The 20,495-nt window shown below is 67.9% G+C and carries 16 protein-coding genes and 2 tRNA genes; 14 read left to right on the forward strand and 4 right to left on the reverse strand.

Features of this window, described 5'->3' with window-relative positions; all coding sequences use genetic code 11:
• Positions 1–433: 433 nt before the first annotated feature.
• A tRNA-Leu gene (locus tag ACGFNP_RS49555) sits at positions 434–519 on the reverse strand.
• Between the two features lie 129 nt (positions 520–648).
• On the opposite strand from ACGFNP_RS49555, the gene ACGFNP_RS49560 reads away from it, so the two are divergent.
• The 3 genes from ACGFNP_RS49560 to ACGFNP_RS49570 all read left to right on the forward strand — a co-directional run bounded on the left by ACGFNP_RS49560 (position 649) and on the right by ACGFNP_RS49570 (position 4,845).
• Positions 649–1,920 carry a M20/M25/M40 family metallo-hydrolase gene (locus tag ACGFNP_RS49560; RefSeq protein WP_393330218.1) on the forward strand — a complete coding sequence of 424 codons (1,272 nt, stop codon included), beginning with the start codon at positions 649–651 and terminating at the stop codon, positions 1,918–1,920.
• A gap of 174 nt (positions 1,921–2,094) precedes the next feature.
• Positions 2,095–2,658 carry a hypothetical protein gene (locus ACGFNP_RS49565; RefSeq protein ID WP_393330220.1) on the forward strand — a complete coding sequence of 188 codons (564 nt, stop codon included), beginning with the start codon at positions 2,095–2,097 and terminating at the stop codon, positions 2,656–2,658.
• Between the two features lie 195 nt (positions 2,659–2,853).
• Entirely contained in the window at positions 2,854–4,845 is a 1,992-nt protein-coding gene (locus tag ACGFNP_RS49570; protein ID WP_393330223.1) for a chaplin family protein, read from the forward strand.
• A gap of 98 nt (positions 4,846–4,943) precedes the next feature.
• Here the strand turns inward: ACGFNP_RS49570 and ACGFNP_RS49575 are convergent, their stop codons facing one another.
• On the reverse strand, positions 4,944–5,111 hold the full coding sequence (locus tag ACGFNP_RS49575) for a DUF5703 family protein (protein WP_205302617.1): 168 nt from the start codon (positions 5,109–5,111) through the stop codon (positions 4,944–4,946).
• A gap of 209 nt (positions 5,112–5,320) precedes the next feature.
• Between ACGFNP_RS49575 and topA the strand changes: the two genes are divergently transcribed.
• From topA to ACGFNP_RS49630, 11 genes are all read left to right on the forward strand, one after another.
• Entirely contained in the window at positions 5,321–8,008 is a 2,688-nt protein-coding gene (gene topA, locus ACGFNP_RS49580; RefSeq protein WP_393330225.1) for a type I DNA topoisomerase, read from the forward strand.
• Between the two features lie 14 nt (positions 8,009–8,022).
• Complete coding sequence (locus ACGFNP_RS49585) at positions 8,023–9,249, forward strand: metallophosphoesterase (protein ID WP_393330228.1); 1,227 nt, start codon at positions 8,023–8,025, stop codon at positions 9,247–9,249.
• Between the two features lie 68 nt (positions 9,250–9,317).
• Complete coding sequence (locus ACGFNP_RS49590; protein WP_358320681.1) at positions 9,318–9,911, forward strand: helix-turn-helix domain-containing protein; 594 nt, start codon at positions 9,318–9,320, stop codon at positions 9,909–9,911.
• Positions 9,912–10,072: 161 nt separating this feature from the next.
• The gene (gene tmk, locus ACGFNP_RS49595) at positions 10,073–12,115 is read left to right on the forward strand and encodes a dTMP kinase (protein WP_358320678.1); all 2,043 of its coding nucleotides are present in this window, start codon (positions 10,073–10,075) and stop codon (positions 12,113–12,115) included.
• A gap of 9 nt (positions 12,116–12,124) precedes the next feature.
• Positions 12,125–13,303: a DNA polymerase III subunit delta' gene (locus tag ACGFNP_RS49600; protein ID WP_358320675.1), complete on the forward strand. Its 1,179-nt coding sequence runs from the start codon at positions 12,125–12,127 to the stop codon at positions 13,301–13,303.
• A gap of 275 nt (positions 13,304–13,578) precedes the next feature.
• Complete coding sequence (locus tag ACGFNP_RS49605; RefSeq protein WP_308127204.1) at positions 13,579–14,106, forward strand: SigE family RNA polymerase sigma factor; 528 nt, start codon at positions 13,579–13,581, stop codon at positions 14,104–14,106.
• Positions 14,103–15,185 carry a permease-like cell division protein FtsX gene (locus ACGFNP_RS49610; RefSeq protein WP_393330231.1) on the forward strand — a complete coding sequence of 361 codons (1,083 nt, stop codon included), beginning with the start codon at positions 14,103–14,105 and terminating at the stop codon, positions 15,183–15,185. Before ACGFNP_RS49605 ends, ACGFNP_RS49610 begins: the two co-directional genes overlap by 4 nt.
• An 89-nt stretch (positions 15,186–15,274) precedes the next feature.
• The gene (locus ACGFNP_RS49615; protein ID WP_393330233.1) at positions 15,275–16,126 is read left to right on the forward strand and encodes a stage 0 sporulation family protein; all 852 of its coding nucleotides are present in this window, start codon (positions 15,275–15,277) and stop codon (positions 16,124–16,126) included.
• Between the two features lie 237 nt (positions 16,127–16,363).
• Entirely contained in the window at positions 16,364–17,815 is a 1,452-nt protein-coding gene (locus ACGFNP_RS49620; RefSeq protein WP_393330235.1) for an alpha/beta hydrolase, read from the forward strand.
• Positions 17,816–17,871: 56 nt separating this feature from the next.
• Positions 17,872–17,945 (forward strand) — tRNA-Thr (locus ACGFNP_RS49625).
• Between the two features lie 94 nt (positions 17,946–18,039).
• Positions 18,040–18,558 carry a pyridoxamine 5'-phosphate oxidase family protein gene (locus ACGFNP_RS49630; RefSeq protein WP_393330237.1) on the forward strand — a complete coding sequence of 173 codons (519 nt, stop codon included), beginning with the start codon at positions 18,040–18,042 and terminating at the stop codon, positions 18,556–18,558.
• A gap of 127 nt (positions 18,559–18,685) precedes the next feature.
• On the opposite strand, the gene ACGFNP_RS49635 is transcribed toward ACGFNP_RS49630, so the two are convergent.
• Positions 18,686–19,882, reverse strand: a complete 1,197-nt coding sequence (locus tag ACGFNP_RS49635) for a hypothetical protein (protein ID WP_393330240.1) — start codon at positions 19,880–19,882, stop codon at positions 18,686–18,688.
• A complete protein-coding gene (locus ACGFNP_RS49640; RefSeq protein WP_358320662.1) occupies positions 19,879–20,400 on the reverse strand; it encodes a SigE family RNA polymerase sigma factor in 522 nt (173 codons plus the stop codon). Before ACGFNP_RS49640 ends, ACGFNP_RS49635 begins: the two co-directional genes overlap by 4 nt.
• Positions 20,401–20,495 lie beyond the last annotated feature (95 nt).

Below are 20,495 nucleotides of genomic sequence, written 5' to 3' on the forward strand. Positions count from 1 at the left end.
GCACCGCAGATTCCGGCTGAGCGATCGAGTGCCCGTCACGACGATCGAAGAACGGTGATCGCGCCGGCCCCGCCGACCAGCACCGAGCGGTTCCGCCTTCCATCACTAAGCGCGTCTTGCCTCAGACGCTCAGTGCTGTCAGCAGCGACGATCGGCGTCGGACTGAACACGCTCAGGCTCGATCACCCCGAAGCTGCCGAGGTGAGCTCGGGGATGTGACAGGCGTGCATGGTGGCGTGCACCTGGCGAACAAGGTCGATGAGGCAGGCGTACAGGACCGCACGGGCAGCCGGCGGATGTCGAGCAGGGCCAACGTGACGCGTTGGACACTGCGGATCTCGAGAGGGTGAGCTGCCGCCTGGCTCTACAGGTCGCTACAGGCGCCGACATGCGAAACGGGAGAAGTCATCACTTCTCCCGCTTCAATATGAAGTGTCCGAGGGGGGACTTGAACCCCCATGCCCCGCAAAGGGCACTAGCACCTCAAGCTAGCGCGTCTGCCTATTCCGCCACCCGGACTTGGTGCCTGCACGCGAGACCGTCATCCCGCGTCGGCTCCGTAAGGTTAGCAAACTCTGAGGGGTGCGTCATACCAGGATTCCGGAGGGAGGATGAGACGGGAATTCGTACCCGAGCGAAGGAGCCGCCATGGCCGAGGACGAGGTCGTCGAGCTGTGCTGTGATCTGATCCGGATCGATTCGACCAACGCCGGTGACAACGCGGGGCCCGGGGAGAGGGCGGCGGCCGAATACGTCGCGGCGAAGCTCGCCGAGGTGGGGCTTGAGGCGACGATCCTGGAGAGTGATGAGCGCCGGGCGAACGTCGTCGCGCGCGTCGAGGGCACCGATCCAGGGCGTGACGCGCTGCTGCTGCACGGGCATCTCGACGTGGTGCCGTTCGACGCGGGGGATTGGCGGCATCATCCGCTCTCGGCGGAAGTGGACGACGGGTGCGTCTGGGGGCGCGGGGCCGTGGACATGAAGGACATGGACGCGATGATCCTGGCGGTCGTGCGGCAGCGGCTCAGGGAGGGGCGCCGGCCTGGGCGGGACGTGGTGCTCATGTTCACCGCCGATGAGGAGGCAGGTGGGGAGTACGGGGCGAGGTTCCTGGTCGATGAGCATCCGGAGCTGTTCGAGGGGGTCACGGAGGCGATCGGGGAGGTCGGTGGGTTCAGCGTGTCGATCGGAACGGATCGTCGGCTCTACCTGATCGAGGCCGCGGAGAAGGGCATGGCGTGGATGCGGGTGGCCGCGAAGGGCCGGGCCGGGCACGGGTCGATGCTCAACCTGGACAACGCCGTGACCGAGCTCGCCGACGCCGTGGCGCGCGTGGGCAGGCATGAGTGGCCGGTACGGCTGACACCGACCATGAGCAGGTTCCTGGAAGAACTGGGCGCCGGCGATCCCGAGGTCGCGATCGCCAAGCTGGGGCCGGTGGCCAGGATGCTGGGCGCGGGGCTGCGCAACACGGTCAATCCGACCATGCTGGAGGCCGGTTACAAGTCGAACGTGGTGCCGCAGACGGCTTCGGCGGTGATCGACGGGCGGTTCCTGCCGGGGTTCGAGGAGGAGTTCTTCGCCACGATCGACGAGTTGCTCGGGCCCAACGTCACGAGGGAGTTCGTGCAGCACCAGGTGGCGCTGGAGTTCGGCTTCGAGGGGCCGCTGGTGACCGCCATGGTCGAGGCGCTGCTGGCCGAGGATCCGGACGGACGCGCCGTGCCGTACACGATGTCCGGAGGGACGGACCTCAAGTCGTTCAGCCGGCTGGGAATCCAGGGATACGGATTCGCGCCGCTCAAGTTGCCTGCTGACCTGGACTTCTCCGGGATGTTTCATGGGGTCGACGAGCGGGTGCCGGTTGATTCGCTCCGGTTTGGGGTGCGGGTGCTTGACCGCTTCCTGGATTACTGCTGAAAAGCCCTTGCGACGACTTTGAGTGATGCTACGGTTACGGATCGTTGAGGGGTGAGTCCATGGACCGGCCTCACACTGTGAGGTCGGTTCTGGAGCGCTTTGAGGGAGGGTCACGTGGCACGCATGCCGGTGCGGCAGTGGAGGCTGATGCCTCTCGCTGCTCGGCGCGTGCCCGTGAGCATCCCCGTAGAGGATGCGATCGCCGATCGGGCCGCCCGGATGGCGCGGTTCGCGGCCGGCGCCCGCGAGGTCATCGCACGAGCAGTCGCGGTCGGCGCCCTGCTGGCCGCGGGATGGCTGCTCGCCGTTCTCTTCGGAATGCTCTCCGCCGCTCCGGCGGCCGCGGATTCCACCGCGGCAGCAGGGACGGCGGCAGATACGGCTACAACAGTCGGCACACCTCACACCGTCACCGGGTCCATCATGGACGGTTTCCCCACGGCTGACGGAAAGGTCTCGGCGTCGGACAACGCCGAGGCGATGGCGGGGCGGACGGTCGACGGGCTCAACAGCCAGTCCGATCCCGGCCTGCCACCTTCTTCCACTGCCAGCGACATCCTGGACACCAATGGTCTGGTGCCCAACGGCGGTGGCAGTGGCCCCTTCGGGCCAGGCATGGGAGACATCGCGAGGTCCTGCTACGACCCGCGTATCGAGGCTCGGCGCGCCCCCCTGGCGTCCGTGCTTCCTCCGGTCGTCCGCACAGCGGCGGATGACCCCTCTTTCTCACCTGACTGACCCCCGCCACAGATTCCGGTAAGTACGGCGGCGGAGCGCGGCTCGATCCCCTCCGCCAGCGGGTGACATGTCAGTCATCTTGGTTCGCGATTTCCCCGAGGTCTCCGCTGTGCGCGGCGTTCTGCGACCTCGCATGCCCTCGGCTGCCCGCGAACTGTCAGGTATCTCCCCATGAACCAAGTAGGAGCATTCATCATGCGTACGTGGGCGAAGGCTTCGGCCCCCGCGGCTCTGCTAGCTGTCGCGGTCATGTCCCTCGGCAGCGGCACCGCGCTGGCCGACACCTCCGGCGACTCCTCCATCGGCGGCGGCAACCAGATCAACGCGCCTGTCTCGCTGCCGATCGACATCAGCGGCAACGCCGTCGGCGTGGTTGGCAAGTCCCACGCCGACTCCGAGGGCGGCGCTTCGGTCGAGAACAAGGGTGCCGGCACCGGCGGCAACACCACCTCGGGCCGTCACTCCGTGCTCGGCGGCAACCAGGTCAACGCGCCGATCAGCGCCCCGATCAACGCCTGTGGCAACGCCCTCTCCCTGATCGGCAGCTCCGACGCGGGCTGCAAGGGCGGCGCCTCGGTCAAGAACAAGGGTGTCGGCGGCGGCAACCGTACCTCGGGCGACTCCAGTGTCCTCGGCGGCAACCAGGTCAACGCGCCGATCTCCACTCCGGTGAACGTCTGCGGCAACGCGCTGGCGATCTTCGGCAGCTCGACGGCGGGCTGCAAGGGCGGCGCCTCGGTCAAGAACAAGGGCGTCGGCGTCGGCGGCAACCGCACCTCGGGCCGTCACTCCGTGCTCGGCGGCAACCAGGTCATCGCACCGATCAGCGCACCGATCAACATCTGCGGCAACTCGGCCGCCGTGCTCGGCAGGGCGTTCTCGGGCTGCAAGGGCGGCTCGTCCGTGACCAACGGCGGGCACACTCCTTACCGCAGCCCGCACGGCTCGACGGGCAACGACACTGACGGGCGCTTCGCGGTCGGCAGCGGCAACCAGGTCATCACGCCGGTCAGCCTGCCCATCACGGCCTGCGGCAACGCCGTCGGCAACGGGCACGCCGGGTGCAAGGGCGGCGCGTCGGTCAAGAACGGCGGTGGCTCGGGTGCGGGCGGCAACCGCACCTCGGGCAGCGGCTCCGTGCTCGGCGGCAACCAGGTCATCGCACCGATCACCGCGCCGATCAACGTCTGCGGCAACTCGGTCGCCGTGATCGGCAGGGCGTTCTCAGGCTGCAAGGGCGGCGCGTCGGTCAAGAACGGCGGCGGCTCGGGTGCGGGCGGCAACACCACTTCGGGCCGTGGCTCCGTGCTCGGCGGCAACCAGGTGGTGGCGCCGATCACCGCGCCGGTCAACGTCTGCGGCAACGCCGTGGCCGTGATCGGGCTGGCCCAGGCCCACTGCAAGGGCGGTGCCAGCGTCTCACCGCAGGGCGGCACCGGGGCCGGCGGCAACCGCACCTCGGGCAGTCACTCCGTGCTCGGCGGAAACCAGGTCATCGCGCCGATCACCGCGCCGATCAACGTCTGCGGCAACGCCGTGGCCGTGCTGGGCGACGCCGCGGCCGGGTGCCTCGGCGGCTCGCGCGTCGGCAAGCCGGTGGACGAGGACTACGCCCCTAACAGCCACTACAGCTACCGCAGCAAGGTCGCCAGTTCCAAGTCCGACGGGGTGCTGCCCGCGCTTCCCCCGGTGCCGGTCCTGGGCGGCCTGCAGAGTGTCGGCAAAGTCACTCCGATGCGCGGTGGCGGCTCGCCCGACGTGCCCCTCGTCGAGGGCATGCCGCTGGTCGGGGAACTGCAGGAGATGTTCAACCTGCCCAACCTGCCCGACCTGCCCGAGCTGCCCGGCCTCGCCGGCCAGCCCTCGACCCCGGTGAGGCACGTCACTCCGGCCAAGCACGTCAAGAACGGCAAGGCTCCGGTCGCCAACGCCGCTCGCGCCGCGGACCCGCAGTCGCCCCTCGCTCCGGCCACCTCGCTGATCGCCTCCACCCCCGTCGGCGGTGTGGTGAAGTCAGCGACCGGCAACCTGCCGACCGGCGCCCTGGGCCTGATGAGCGCGTCTCAGTCCGCGGGGGTCACCGGGATGACCACCGGCTCGCTGTTCGCGCTGGTTCTGGGCGCGATGTTCGCCGCCTCGGCGACGCTGTTCGCGGCCACCCGCCGCTTCCGGCTCGGCCGGAAGTAATGACAAGAACGTCTACCGCTCACAGCCGGTGAGCGAGTAGCGAAAGACGCTTTGCCCGTTCCGGGGGCGCGGCCCGGGGCGGGCAAAGCCATGCCCGATCACAGGGTGCTGCGGACGCGCATGACCTTGCGGCGCAACCGTACGTGACGACTTCCGTCAGGGTGCAGGCGTACGCGGGAGAGCTCCCACTGACCGTACTCCGCGTGCTCGGTGAGCAGTTGACGTGCTGCTTCGCGGGAGAGATCGCGCGGAATGAAGATATCCATGTAGGAGTAGTCGAGCACAACGATTAGTCTCCAGGGTGAGTCAGGGCGCAATGCCGCTCGATGGGGCTTATTCTGCGTGCTTGTGGGTGGGTCCGGAAGCTAGTGGGTAGTCCCGGGGGAAGGAAATTTCCGCGAGTCGGGTTACCTTTCAGATCAGTGCCGGCTCCCGGCAGGGGGAATTGCAAGCGAACAGTGAGGTAGGAAGCAGCGTGCCAGCCAACAACGGCAGCACCGGCGGAACCCGCCGCCTGGTGATCGTCGAGTCGCCCGCCAAGGCGAAGACGATCATGGGATACCTCGGTGCCGGCTACATGGTCGAGTCCAGCATTGGCCACATCCGTGACCTGCCGGAGCGGGCCGATGACATTCCCGAGAAGTTCAAGGGGGAGCCGTGGGCACGCCTCGGGGTGAACGTCGAGAACGAGTTCGAGCCGCTGTACGTCGTCAACCCTGACAAGAGATCGCAGGTCAGCAAGCTGAAGCAGCTGCTGAAGGATGCCGACGAACTTTACCTGGCGACTGACGAGGACCGTGAGGGCGAGGCCATCGCGTGGCACCTGCGTGAGGTGCTCAAGCCCAAGGTGCCGGTGCACCGCATGGTCTTCCACGAGATCACCCCGCAGGCCATCCGGGACGCGGTGGCCAACCCGCGTGACCTGAACCTGCGTCTCGTCGACGCCCAGGAGACCAGGCGCATCCTCGACCGGCTCTACGGCTACGAGGTCAGCCCGGTCCTGTGGAAGAAGGTCAAGCCGCGGCTGTCGGCGGGCCGGGTGCAGTCGGTGGCGACCAGGCTGGTGGTGGAGCGCGAGCGGGAGCGCCTGGCGTTCACCTCCGCCCATTACTGGGACCTGCAGGCGCTGTTCGACACCAACAAGCCCGATGAGCGTCCGCGTGACTTCACCGCGACGCTGACCTTGGTCGACGGCAAGCGGGTCGCCCAGGGCCGCGACTTCGCGAGCACCGGCGTGCTCAAGAACAACGACGTGCTCCACCTGTCGGAGGCCGCCGCCGGTGAGCTGGCGGGCAGGCTCCAGGGATCGTCGTTCGCCGTCAAGTCCGTGGAGCGCAAGCCGTACACCCGCAAGCCGTACGCTCCCTTCCGGACGACCACGTTGCAGCAGGAGGCCAGCCGGAAACTGGGCTTCTCCGCGAAGTACACGATGCAGGTGGCGCAGCGGCTCTACGAGAACGGCTTCATCACCTACATGCGTACCGACAGCATCACGCTGTCGGAGACGGCGGTGGCGGCCGCGCGCTCCCAGGCGATCAAGCTGTACGGCTCCGCGTATGTTCCCGACAAGCCCCGCGTCTACACCAGCAAGGTCAAGAGCGCCCAGGAGGCGCACGAGGCGATCCGGCCTTCTGGGGAGGAGTTCCGCACTCCTGGCGAGACCGGGTTGTCCGGTGACATGTTCCGCCTGTACGAGCTGATCTGGCAGCGGACCGTCTCGTCCCAGATGAAGGACGCGGTCGGCGAGTCGGTCACCGTCAAGGTGCGTGGCGCGTCCGCCTCCGGTGAGGACGTCGAGTTCAGCGCCTCGGGCCGGACGATCACGTTCTACGGCTTCCTCAAGGCGTACGTGGAGGGGGCCGACGATCCGTCGACCGACCGCGACGACTCCGAGAAGCGGCTGCCCAACCTGGTCGAGGGCGACGCGCTGAGCGTGTCGCGGCTCGACGTGGCCGGCCACTCGACCAAGCCGCCCGCCCGTTACACCGAGGCGTCGCTGGTCAAGGAGCTGGAGGATCGGGAGATCGGGCGTCCTTCGACGTACGCGTCGATCATCGGCACGATCCTCGACCGTGGCTACGTGTTCAAGAAGGGCACCGCGCTGGTGCCCTCGTTCCTGGCGTTCGCCGTGGTCAACCTGCTTGAGCAGCATTTCGGCAACCTGGTCGACTACGACTTCACCGCCGAGATGGAGAAGGTGCTCGACGACATCGCCAACGACCGGGCGGAGCGGGTGCCGGAGCTGCAGCGCTTCTACTACGGCGAGGAAGGCGACGAGGGTCTGAAGGAGATGGTCACCGACCTCGGCGACATCGACGCCAAGGAGATCAGCTCCTTCCCGATCAGGGACACTGACATCGTCATCCGGGTCGGGCGATACGGCCCATACCTGGACAGGGACGGCTCTCGGGTGAACATTCCCGAGGACATGACGCCCGACGAGCTGACCGCGGAGAAGGCGGAGGAGTTCTTCTCGCGGCCGACCGGCGACCGCGAGCTGGGCGTCGATCCGGTGAGCGGGCACAAGATCGTGGCCAAGGACGGGCGATTCGGGCCGTACGTCACGGAGATCCTGCCCACGCCGGAAGAGGAGACCCCGAAGCGGCGCACCAAGAAGGCCGACGCGGCGAAGCCGCGGACGAGCTCGCTGTTCAAGACGATGTCGCTCGACACCGTGACGCTCGACGACGCGCTCAAGCTGCTGTCGATCCCCCGAGCCGTCGGCGAGTTGGAGGGCGAGGAGGTCGTCGCGTACAACGGGAAGTTCGGCCCCTACCTGAAGAAGGGCACCGACTCGCGGTCGCTGACCTCGGAGGAGGACCTGCTCACGGTCACCATCGAGCAGGCCAAGGAGCTGTTCGCGCAGCCCAAGCCGCGCGGCAGGGGCCGGGCGGCGGCCGCGGCGCCGCTGCGTGAGCTGGGTGATGACCCCAACTCCAAGAAGCCCGTCGTGGTCAAGGAGGGGCGATTCGGCCCGTACGTGACCGATGGCGAGACGAACGCGTCGCTGCGCAAGGGCGACACGGTCGAGGAGATCACGATCGAGCGGGCGGCGGAGCTGCTGGCCGAAAGGCGTGAGCGGGCTCCGGCGCCGAAGAAGACGACGACCAGGAAGGCGCCGGCCAAGAAGGCACCCGCGAAGAAGCCGGCGGCCAAGTCGTAAGTAGCATTGCCGGCGTGGTGGTCTTGGTCTTCGTGGGCTTGGTGTTCGCGGCACATCTCTATCTGTGGCAGCGGATGGTGCGGTCGACCACCCGGCCTGGGCGGTTACGCAAGGGCCTGAGCTGGGGGTTGGTAGGGCTCATCCTGCTGGTCGTCGCGACGTTCGCGGGGTCGCGGCTGGGGGTGTTCCAGTGGCTGGCGTGGCCGGGGTATCTGTGGATCGCGGTCATGTTCTACCTGGTGGTCTTCCTGGTCCTGCTGGAGATCCCCCGGCTGGTGGCGTGGTTCGCGCTGGTCCGTGGGCGTGCGGCCGTTTCGTCGCCGGCAGAGGCCGTGCTGGTGCCTGCTGGGCCGGTTTCGGTGGATGTGGCGCCGCCCCTTGAGGCGCCACCGGCAGGCATCGACGCGATGAGCAGGCGGCTCTTCCTCGGGCGGGCCACCGCCGCCGTCGCGGGCGTGAGCGCGCTCGGCACGGTCGGGTACGGCATGAGCGTCGCGCTGGGTGATCCGGTGATCGAGCCGGTCAAGGTCACGCTGCCCGGGCTCGACTCCAGACTGAGCGGCCTGCGGTTCGCCGTGGTCAGCGACATCCACCTGGGGCCGCTCACGGGTAAAGGGCATACCGAGCGCATCGTACGGATGGTCAACGGGCTGCGGGCGGATGTGGTGGCGATCGTCGGCGACCTGGTCGACGGCTCGGTCGCCGAGCTGGGCGCGCTGGCCAGGCCGCTGCGGAGCCTCGAATCCCGCTATGGCGCTTATTTCGTGACAGGAAATCACGAGTACTACACGAGAAACGGCCCCGGTGAGTGGGTCGAGGAGCTGGACCGGCTCGGCGTGCGCTCGCTGCGGAACGAACGGGTGGAGATCCGGCACCAGGGCGGCGTGCTCGACCTGGCCGGGGTGAACGACCTCAACGGTGCCACCGCGAACGACGCGCCCGACTTCGACAAGGCGCTCGGTGGTCGTGACCCGAGCCGCTCCACGGTTCTGCTGGCCCACCAGCCGGTGCAGGTCGAGCAGGCCGCGCGTTACGGCGTCGATCTGCAGCTGTCCGGGCACACGCATGGCGGGCAGATGATGCCGTTCAACCTCGTGGTGCCGTTCCAGCAGCCGGTCGTGTCGGGGCTGGCCACGGTTGACGGGGTGCAGGTGTACGTCACGCGCGGCGCCGGGTTCTGGGGGCCGCCGGTCCGGGTGGGCGCGCCGCCCGAGATCACGCTGCTTGAGCTGCGCTCCTGACTTTCCGCGATCCGCTGGCTACTCAGGCCGCCAAGGCGTAGTATCCAAGCGGATACGTTGGAGGTGCGATGATCTCTTCCCCGGTGGAGGGGGTGTTCGGCGGTCTGCTGCCCGAGCGGGGCGAGGCGCCCGGGGGCTCGCCGCCCGATGTCACGTTCTGGGCGGAGCGTGGCGGTCTGCTGCTCAAACAGGCCAGACACGCCGCCAACATGAACCAGAAGGCGCTGGCCGGCATGAGCGGCACGTCGCGGACGACACTGTCGGCCTACGAGCACGGCCGCAAGTCGCCCACGCTCGAAACGGCCGGGCGCATCCTCGACGCCGCCGGGTTCCGGCTGACGCTGGAGGTGAAGGTCGAGTTCACCACCCACCGGGCCGCCGACGGGCGTCCGTTCTTCGTGCCCAACCGGTTGAGCAGGCTACCGACGTTGCGGGCCTTGGCCACCGTACGGCTCGGGGGCAGGGTCTTTGACCTGGCCGATCGCGGGGATCGCCGGGACGCGTACGCGGTGCTGTTGCGGGAAGGGAGCCAGGAGGAGTTGCTCGAACATGTGGACGGGCTGCTGCTGGTGGAGTTGTGGGATGAGCTGGTGCTGCCTGAGCCGGTCCGCGCCGGCTGGCAGCCTTTGGTGGAGCTCGCTCGGCCGTACAAACCGAACTAACGAGACGAGAGGGATCTGTCTGGTGTTTTCGGGGGCCTATTCGAGGTGTGTATCATGCGCGTCGGCCCGCATACGTAATACCCTCAGCGACGAGCAGCCGGGTATATCCGGCTGGTCGCCCATCTTCCCTTTTCCGGCGAACACCTGGATACGCTGACATCATGACCGCCCGTGGCCGACGCCAACCGACACATGTGCTGGCAAACGCATCTTTCCGCCGGCTCTGGACGGCGATGTCGGTGTGCAGCCTCGGCGACTGGCTGAACATCCTGGCACTCACCGCCCTCGCCGGAAACCTGACCCAGGGCGACTACCGCACGCAGTCACTGGCCGTCGGCGGTGTCTTCATCGCCAAGATGCTGCCCGCCGTCCTGCTCGGGCCGCTCGCGGGAGCGTTCGCCGACCGGTTCGACCGCCGGGTGACGATGTTCTCCTCCGACCTGGCCCGGTTCGCCGTGGTGCTGTCGATCCCGTTGATCGGCAGCTATCAGTGGATCATCGTCGCGACGATCCTGGTCGAGTGCGTCAACCTGTTCTGGGTCCCGGCCAAGGACGCCACGGTCCCCAACCTGGTGCCGAAGGAGCAGCTCGAATCGGCCAACCAGCTCAACCTGCTGGTCACCTACGGCAGCGCGCCGATCGCCGCGATCCTGTTCACGGCGCTGTCCGTGGTGGGCGACGTGCTGAAGAACGCCGTTCCGTTCCTGTCCGGCATGGACTCGACCGGGCCGGCGCTGGTCGTCAACGCCTGCGCGTACCTGGTGTCCGCGTTCCTGATCTTCACGCTGCGGGGCATCCCCAAGCGTGACGGCGCCATCTCCACCCCGTCGGTGCTCAAGCAGATCGTCGAGGGCTGGCGGTTCGTCGGCGGCAACCGGCTGGTGCGCGGCCTGATCATCGGCATGCTGGGGGCGTTCGCGGCGGGCGGCGCGGTCGTGGGCGTGGCGAAGATCTACGTGGGCGCGCTCGGCGGTGGCGACGCGGCCTACGGCGTGGTGTTCGCCGCGGTCTTCGTCGGCATGGCGCTGGGCATGTTCTTCGGCCTGCGGCTGCTGCGCGAGCTGTCGCGGCGGCGGCTGTTCGGCCTGGCGATCACCGTGGCGGGCGTGGTGCTGATCGCGATCGCCCTTGTGCACAACCTGGTGATCGTGGTCATGCTGACCGTGCTGCTCGGAGCGTGCGCGGGCATCGCGTGGATCATCGGCTACACGCTCATCGGCCTCGAGGTCGAGGACTCGATGCGCGGCCGGACGTTCTCGTTCCTGCAGTCGACCGCGCGGGTCACGCTGCTGTTCGTGGTGGCGGTGGCCAACCCGCTGGCCGCGCTCTTCGGCGCGCACCCGCTGCGGCTGGGCGATCTGGTCTACCAGTTCGACGGCTCCAACCTGGTGCTGGTGATCGGCGGTGTCCTCGCCACGGTCGTCGGCGTGCTGGCGCTGCGGCACATGGACGACAGGAAGGGCGTCTCGCTCTCCGAGGACCTGATCGCGGCGGTGCGTGGCGAACGGCCGCAGTCCGAGGCGGCGGAGCAGGTGCCGGGGCTGTTCGTGGCGTTCGAGGGCGGCGAGGGGTCGGGTAAGACGACCCAGTCGCGGCTGCTCGCCATCTGGCTGCGCGACCAGGGGTTCGATGTCGTACAGACCCGTGAGCCCGGTTCGACCAAGGTCGGCATGCGGCTGCGCGCGATCCTCCTCGACGCGGCCGAACGCGGGCTGTCGGCGCGCGCCGAGGCGCTGCTGTACGCCGCCGACCGGGCCGAGCACGTCGAGAAGGTCATCAGGCCGGCCCTCTACCGCGGCTCGCTGGTGATCTCCGACCGCTACGTCGACTCGTCGCTGGCCTACCAGGGAGCGGGGCGGGCGCTCGATCCCGACGACGTGTCCAAGGTCAACGCCTGGGCCACGGGCGGGCTGGTGCCGCATCTCACCGTGCTGATCGACACGCCGCCCGAGGTGGGGCTGACCAGGCTGGGCGGCGCGGCGGACCGGATCGAGTCCGAGCCGCTGGAGTTCCACGAGCGGGTGCGCAAGGAGTTCCGGACGCTGGCCGCCGCCGATCCCGGCCGCTATCTGGTGGTCGACGGGACGCTGCCGCCCGAGCAGATCACCCGGCTGATCCAGGATCGGGTGCACGAGATCCTGCCCGATCCGGTGCCCCAGGAGTCCGAGGACATCACCGGTACGATGCCCGCCATCCGCGACTAGCCTTGTCGGGTGAGCGTCTTCGATGACCTCGTCGGTCAGGACCAGGCGGTGGCCGTGCTGTCGCGCGCCGCAGCGGCGGCGGGCGACGCCGTGGGGGGTGGCCGCGGCGCGGGCATGACGCATGCCTGGCTGTTCACCGGCCCGCCCGGCTCGGGCAGGGAGGAGACGGCGCGGGCGTTCGCGGCGGCGCTGCTCTGCCCCGACGGCGGCTGCGGTCACTGCGACCAGTGCCACCAGGTGCTGATCGGCTCACACCCCGATCTCGAAACGGTACGTCCCCAGGGCCTGTCCTACAGCGTCAAGCAGACGCGCGAGCTCATCCTGCGGGCGGCCGGCGCGCCGACGCAGGGCCGCTGGCGCGTCATCCTGTTCGAAGACGCCGACCGGGCCACGGAGTCGGCGGCGAATGCCCTGCTCAAGGCCATCGAGGAGCCGCCACCCCGTACGGTCTGGCTGCTGTGCTCGCCGGCCGCCGACGACATGATGATCACCATCCGGTCGCGCTGCCGCGTGGTCACCCTGGCCACCCCCCGCACGGAGGCCGTCGCCCACGTGCTGGCCACCCGCGACAGCGTGCCCTGGGACACCGCTCACTTCGCCGCCCGCGCCTCTCAGGGGCACATCAGCCGGGCTCGGGCGCTGGCCCTGGACGAAGGCGTACGCCGGCGCCGCGAGGCCGTCCTGGCCATCCCCCGCTCGCTGTCCGGGGTCGGCGAGTGCATCTCGGCCGCCGAACGCCTGGTCAAAACGGCCGAGGAAGAGGCCGCGGCGGCGACGGCCGCGCTCAACGAGACGGAGACCACCGAGCTGCGCAAGATCTACGGCGAGGGATCCACGGGCAAGGGCCTCAACCGCGGGTTGGTGCGGGGTGGCGCTGGGGCGTTGAAGGAGCTGGAGGACCGGCAGAAGTCACGCGCCACACGCATCAAGCGGGACTCGCTCGACGCCGCTCTGCTGGAGCTGGTGTCGTTCTATCGGGACGTGCTGGCCATGCAGTTCTCGGCCGGGGTTGAGCTGGCCAACGACGACATCCGCTTCGACCTCGACCAACTGGCCAAGGTGTCGACGCCGGAGGAGACGCTGCGGCGGATCGACGCGATCATGCGGTGCCGCGAACGCCTGGACGCCAACGTCAACCCGCAGATCGCGGTCGAGGCGATGATGCTGTCCCTCCGGTCCGCCGCGTAGGCGGGTTGTTGGCTCGGTCGGTTTGGTCCGTCGTATGGCGGTCGGTTGGCTTGGGGCGCCGGGTGGCGGTCTGTCGGCTCGGGGTGGCCGGATATCGAAGCAGACGGCCAAGAAGACGCACGTCACGGCGCCCAGCCCGGTAAACCGCAGGAGCGTGCCCCTGGACGGGGGCCAGCTCCGTACGGAGGGTGGGGCCCACCGGGCTGGCCGTAAAACCACTCGGTAAAAGGCGTGTGACCAGAGCAGCAGATGGGGCTGTGGGGCGTCTCTGTTATGTGAAAGTCGAGCAGCTGTCCCCTGGAGGGGCTCTGATACGGAAACGCGTCGATGTCGCGGCGATCTTCGCCGAGCATCATGTGGGTCTCGTCCGGCTGGCGCTGGTCATGGTCGGTGATCAGGCGACCGCCGAAGACGTCGTCCAGGAGGCGTTCACCCGTACCCACGCGGGCCGAGGGAGGTTGCGAGATCCGGACAAGGCGCTGACCTATGTGCGATCGGCGGTGTTCAACGGCTGCCGGTCGGTGATGCGGAGGCGGGCGACGGTTTTCCGCCGCGCCGTGCCGTACGAACCGCCTGTCTGGTCGGCGGAGAGCGCGGCCCTGCTGAGCGAGGAGCGTCGCGAGGTGCTGCGTGCCCTGCGAGGACTGCCGGACCGGCAGCGCGAGGCGCTGACGCTGCGCTACTACCTCGACCTGTCCGATCAGGAGATCGCCGAGACCATGGGGATCAGCGGGAGCACCGCCAGGTCCACGATCGCGCGAGGGCTCGCCGCCCTCGGCCGAGCACTTGGGGAGGATTCATGAACAGCCCTGTGGAAGACCGCCTGCGCGAGGCGCTGGCCGAGGCGGGGGCGACCGTTGACACCAGCACGCTGAGCCCCCTGCAGTCGACGGGGCGGCCTCGGGTGCGGGTCGACTTCCGGCTGCTGGCTGCGGCGGGGGCGGTCGTGCTCGCGGGGGCCGTGACCGCCGCCGTGCTCATCTCGCCCGGTGGCGAACAGTTCTCTCCCGGCGGCGAACAGCGAGCGGGGGTAGCCAACGCACCTGCCGATCAGAAATCCACGGATGTATCCATCTTCCTGTGCGGGAAGCTGTCGCCGAGCCAAACCTGTCCTGGAGGCAGCGTGACCGCTGAGCAGACAAAGGCGGTCATGGATGCTCTGAGGGAGGCGCCAGGGGTGATACAGGTGCAATACGTGAGTAAGGATCAGGCCTATGCGCGCTTCCGCCGAGACTACGCCGACGAAAAGGCGCTGCTTGACGCGATCGACGCGACCGACCTGCTTCCCTCGTTTCAGGTCAAACTGCGGCCGGGAGCCGATTCGAAGGTGTCGCTGGGCAAGATGAAGTCCATGGAAGGCGTGAGCGACATCACGTTTCCGGGGGAAGCCGCCGACCTGATCGGCTCAGGACCGGAGAAGACAGCAGATGTCTCTGCCTTTCTCTGCGGAGAGCAATCGAGCATAGCGTCGTGCGGAGCCGTTGCCGCGCCCGACTCGACGCGTTCCGCTCCCAAGTTCGTCAAATACGGTAAGGCCGTCACACCTGCCCAGCGGAGAGCTCTGGGCACGGAGATCGGCGCGATACCCGGCGTTCAGTCGACACATTTCGAGAGCCGGCAGGAGGCATACGAGAATTTCCAGCGCAGCTACAAGGGCAACAAGGCACTCGTTCAGGCCACCAAGCAATCGGACATGCCGGAGTCGTTCCGCCTTCAGTTGAGGCCGGATGCTGACTGGGACAAGGTGATCACCAAGCTGCAGGGCCTCCCCGGTGTCGCGATCGTCATCAACAGCAAGTGCATGACTGAGCGGGTCACGCTTCGGACGCACTATGGCATCTCCCTTCTTAAGGGCAAAGTCTGCGGCCCTCCGACGGAGTAGGGCTCTCACGCTGCGCGTGCCCGCACACGTAATGTGGCATCCGAAGGCCGTACCAACCCCCTAGGCCGTCAGGAGGCGAGCTCTAGCCCATGGGAATGATCATGGCCGTGAGCTTCACCCGCTACGGGCGGCTCTACTACCTCGATCCCGGTGGCCACACCCCCAAGGTGGGCGACAAGGTGCTGGTCCCGACCGACTCGGGTCCTGAGGTGGCGGAGTGCGTGTGGGCGCCGCAATATTCGAGTGAAGACATCGACGGAATGCCGGTGTGTGCGGGCATAGCGGGAGAGGAGCACCTCTCCCGCGACGAGACCAACAAGCGCCGCAGGGCCGAGGCCCGCAGCGTGTCCAAGCGGTTGATCAAACGGCACGAGCTGCCGATGAAGGTGGTGGGCGTCGACTACCTCGATCAGGACAATGTCTACACGGTTTACTTCTCCGCTCCGCATCGGGTCGACTTCCGCGCGCTCGTCCGGGACCTGGCCCGCAACCTGCGGGCCCGGGTGGAGCTGCGCCAGATCGGCCCGCGTGACGAGGCACGTTTGCAGGGCGGCATCGGCCCATGTGGCCGCGACCTGTGCTGCGCCACGTTCCTCAAGGACTTCGAGCCGGTCTCCGTACGCATGGCCAAGGACCAGGACCTACCGGTCAATCCTCTGCGTATCGCCGGGGCGTGTGGGCGGCTGATGTGCTGTCTCAAGTACGAGCATCCGCTCTATGTCGAGACCCGTAGCAGAATGCCGCGCACCGGAAGCCGGGTGAGCACGCCGCAGGGAGAGGGAAGTGTCCTCGGGCATAACGTTCCGGCGGACACGGTGACGGTCCGGCTGGACGACGGTGGAAGGCGCTGTGCGTGTCCGTCCGCCTCGGTCTGCTCGCCACGGCAGCAGCACGACAAGATGTACGGAGAGGACGGCGGCCCGCCGGCTCCCGGCGAGTAGCTCCACGACGGACAACGGGTATCTCTACCAGGGGCAACGGGTGAAAGTTCACGGGCGGTGCTCGTGAACTTTCACGCTCGCGGTTGTGCTCGCGAGTTGGCGAAGGCCGGGGATGGCATGGGGGTGGCAAGGCTTGCCTGGCCCAGATGCCGCGCGGAGCGCCCGTCGGTTTGTTGAGGACCGGGTAGTTGGGGGGCCGGGCAGTTGGGAGGTGGGAAGCGCGTAGGATTGCGGAGCGTGTGGTTCCGAGCACTGATCGCTGTCGCCGCGACTGTGTTGTTCGCCTCCGGCTGTGCCTCGACAGAGGAGCCGGCGAGCGGGCTGCGCTGGTCCGACTGCGGGGACGGGTTCGAGTGCGCGAAGCTCTCGGTGCCGCTCGACTACGGCGCCCCGGACGGGGAGCACATCAAGATCGGTGTGGTCCGGCTGCCGGCCACCGGCGACCGGATCGGCTCCTTGGTCGTCAACCCGGGCGGTCCTGGAAGTTCCGGCGTCCGCTATGCGCGGGCCGCCCGATCGATCATGAGCGAGAAGGTACGCGAACGGTTCGACGTCGTGGGGTTCGATCCACGCGGTGTGGGTGAGTCGGCGCCGATCGAGTGTCTGAGCGACGCGCGGCTCGATGCGTTCATCGCCCTGGACGCCACCCCCGACACACCGCAGGAGCGGGCCGCGCTCGAGCAGGGCTCACGCGAGTTCGCGAAGGGCTGCCAGGCCGGGGCCGGCCGCTTGCTGCCGCATGTGGGCACCGTTGACGCCGCCCGGGACATGGACGCGCTGCGCCAGGCACTCGGCGACCAGAAACTGACCTACCTCGGCAAGTCCTATGGCACCTTCCTGGGCGCGGTATATGCGGATATGTTCCCCGGCAAGGTCCGAGCCCTCGTCCTCGACGGCGCTCTAGACCCGGCCGTCTCCCGCCTGAAGCTCAACGCCGACCAGGCCATGGGTTTCGAGCGCGCCCTCCATGCGTACATAGAGTCCTGCCTGACCGAAGGCAACTGCCCGTTCCGCAGCCGTACCGTCGACGGCGTCTTGGCCGAGATCACCGACCTGCTGCACCGCACGGACGCCAGCCCGCTGCCCGGCGAGGGACGGCAGGCCACCGAGGCGCTGGCCACGCTCGGCGCGTTGACCCCGCTCTACGACCGCGGCTCCTGGCCCGAGCTCACCGAAACGTTCCGTCAAGCCCTGAAAGGCGACGGCAAACTGCTCCTCCGCAACGCCGACCAACTCATCGACAGACACAACAACGGCGTCTACTCCAACCAGACCGAGGCCAACATGGCCATCAACTGCGTAGACAGCCCCTATCCCAAGAACGCCGCCGCCTACGCGACCGCGGCGGCGCAGGCCGAACGCGAGGCGCCCAGGTTCGGCGCCTACCTCATGTGGAGCTCGCTCCCGTGCGCCTTCTGGCCCGCCAAACCGACACTGATAAACCGCCCACTCACCGCCAAAGGCGCCGCCCCGATCCTGGTCATCGGCACCGAACGCGACCCGGCCACCCCGTACGAGTGGGCGCAGGCCCTGGCGGACGAACTCGACTCGGGCGTGTTCCTCGGCTACGACGGCGACGGGCACACGGCGTACTTCAACGGCTCGACCTGCGTGGACGACGCCGTGGACCACTACCTGCTGACGGGCACGCCACCCCAGGACGGGACATTCTGTCCGGGCATCGGCTGATCGAAGGGAGCAAGAACCCCTTGGGCTCCTGTAGACTCATTCACGCTGTACGGCACGCCGCCTTAGCTCAGTCGGCCAGAGCACTTCACTCGTAATGAAGGGGTCTCGGGTTCGAATCCCGAAGGCGGCTCCCAGCTAGAAGGCCCCTCGTGATGATCGCGAGGGGCCTTTTGCAATCAGGGGTACCGTGCCGGACCCTTGTATGTCCTATGAGACCCTCTGCCATGCCCGTTACCAATGAATGGCTGGCTGGTCCGTCACCAACCAAGCGCCTGGACAGAGAACTGCTGGAAGAGCGCATCCTGAACCTGCTCTCATCGCAGAACATGTGTGTCCTGGCGACATCCGGGGCTGACGGGCCGCTGGCGACCCCCGTGCGTTACTTCCACCTGGGCTTCGCGCTCATGTTCACGGCGGTGCCCACGTCTCCCAAGATGCGGAACGTAGCCGCGGACCCCAGGGTCTCGATCGGCATATTCGCCCCGCTGGTGGGACAGGCCAGCAGCCGAGGCGCCCAGGTCTTCGGACGAGCCCGCGTTCTCGGGATGGATGATCCGGAGTTCTCGCACTACTGGCCTGCGTTCAGGTGGCAGTCGGATCATGTGGAGCGTTCGCGCCCGCTCGACGAACCGCCGTCCGGCCCGCTGACCGTTGTCGAAGCTGATCGGATTGTCTATACAGAACACTGGCTTCGACGAAGCGGGTATGCACCGCGTCAGTTCTGGAAGCGGCAGGAAGATTGAGGCTGAACGAGAGGTGTGTCTGGTCCCATGAGATGCCTGCCGTTTCTGTGCCACAACATAGGCGACAGGCGATCTCAGTGGCGACGTGGACGTTCGGAGCCGGCCAAAGCGAATGTGAAACCTGAGGTCAGAGCGCCCCGGGGGGGCCAGGTAGGACGATGCCGAAGAAGTTCTGCGCCTTGTACGTGGCGAGCTTCCTGGCTTTACCGGTCCTTACGTTCACCGCATAGGCGGTCATGGCCAGGGACGGCGGGTCGACCACCGCGGGCTCGTCGTCCGGCACTTCGGATGCCGGTCTGCACCGCACGGACGTGGTGAGAGCGGTTACCTCGTCGGCGCTGAGCCAGGTGCGCAGCGAGATCTGGGAGACGTCCGGGGACAGGCCGCTGATGGCGGTCGTCTTCCGCTTCTTGCCGGTGGACGTGTCCATGAGGGCGAGGTCGCCATGACGGCAGGGCTTCTCGGCGGTGCTGCGGTCCTCGATCACCGCGACGGTCTTCCCGTCGGGGGCGAGCGGGCTGAAGTGGTAGTGCTTCGGCAGGATGACCGATGTGGAGTTGCCCGCCGATGAGGACGGCCACAGGTTCGAGATCGTTCGCAGCTGCGAGTTGGGCGAGTATTCCGCGAGCGTGATGGTGGCGCCGTCCTGTGACAGGCCGATGGGGACCCAGCGGTTCGGCAACTGGCGGACGACTCTGTCGCGCATGTCGATGAGCAGCGCGGGGTCTTTGAAGTCCGGGACCTTGCTGAAAGCCACGAACCGGCCGTCGTCCGACAGCATCAGGTGCGAGATGCTGCCCAGCCAGCTCTTCGGCACCTTGTCGGCGGCCGTCGTACGCCGGCCCGAGGCCAGGTCGCGGACCTGGAAGGTCCCTTCCTTGGCGCTGTAGTAGGCGATCTTCCGGCCGTCCCGGCTGATCGCCAGTGGGCTGTCCCGCAGTCCGCTACGCCCAGGGCTGAGGCTGGGCAGCGCCTCGGTGACGTAGTAGGCCTTCCCGCTCCGCGTGACCACGCGCCAGCCCCCGTCCCGGCAGCCCGACGGCGCTTTTCCCCGGTCCGGCTTGCAGAAGGTCTTGTACGCGTGGCTCAGCGGCCCCACTCCGCGCGCCGGCAGGTCGCCTTGGGAAGCGGCCTCCTGCGATCCGTTCGGCAGTAGCCGGACGGCGGCCGTCACACCAAGAGCGGTGATCACAACCATGGCCGCCGCGAGAGACGACATCACGCTACGCCGCCTGCGATCACGCGTCGCGATCGTGCGTTCGGCCAGGTCCACCTGTGGAGATTCGTCGGCCAGGTCGACGAGCACGTTCCGTAGCCAGGTCATCGGTAGGCCTCCTCGGCTTCCAGGTCGGCGAGTTTCGGCGCCAGTTCGGGCGCCAGTTCGCGTAAACGGGCCAGTGCGTAGTGGGCCTGGCTCTTCACCGTCCCGATCGAGCAGTTCAGCAGCTCAGCTGTCTCACGTTCGGTCCGGTCCTCGTAGTAGCGCAGAACGATCACCGCCCGCTGCCGGGGTGGCAATCGCATGAGAGCCCGGCGCATGACGAGCCGCACGATGGTGGAGTCCTCGCTCGAGTACGGCCGGTCGGGCGGGTCTGCGGTCGGCAGCTCGGTCCTGACCCGGTGCCGCCGCCACGAGATGTACTGGTTCAGCAGCGCCTTGCGCACGTACGCCTCGGGGTGCTCGACGCGCGACAGCCTGGACCAGCGTCGGAGCACCTTGAGCAGGGCGCTCTGCAGCAGGTCCTCGGCCTGGTGGGCATCTCCCGTGAGCAGGTACGCGGTGCGCATCAGCGCCTGCTGATGGCCGGCGACGAACTCGCGGAAGCTGTCATTGCGATCCAAGGCGACTCCTCTCGACCGTTACCGACTCCGGTGACGTGTCGAAAGGTTCGGTCCGCCCGGCCAGAACTTCGTGTCGCGTTCTTGCACACCGCCGG

The organism is Nonomuraea sp. NPDC049269, from assembly GCF_043197155.1.
GTDB lineage: Bacteria > Actinomycetota > Actinomycetes > Streptosporangiales > Streptosporangiaceae > Nonomuraea.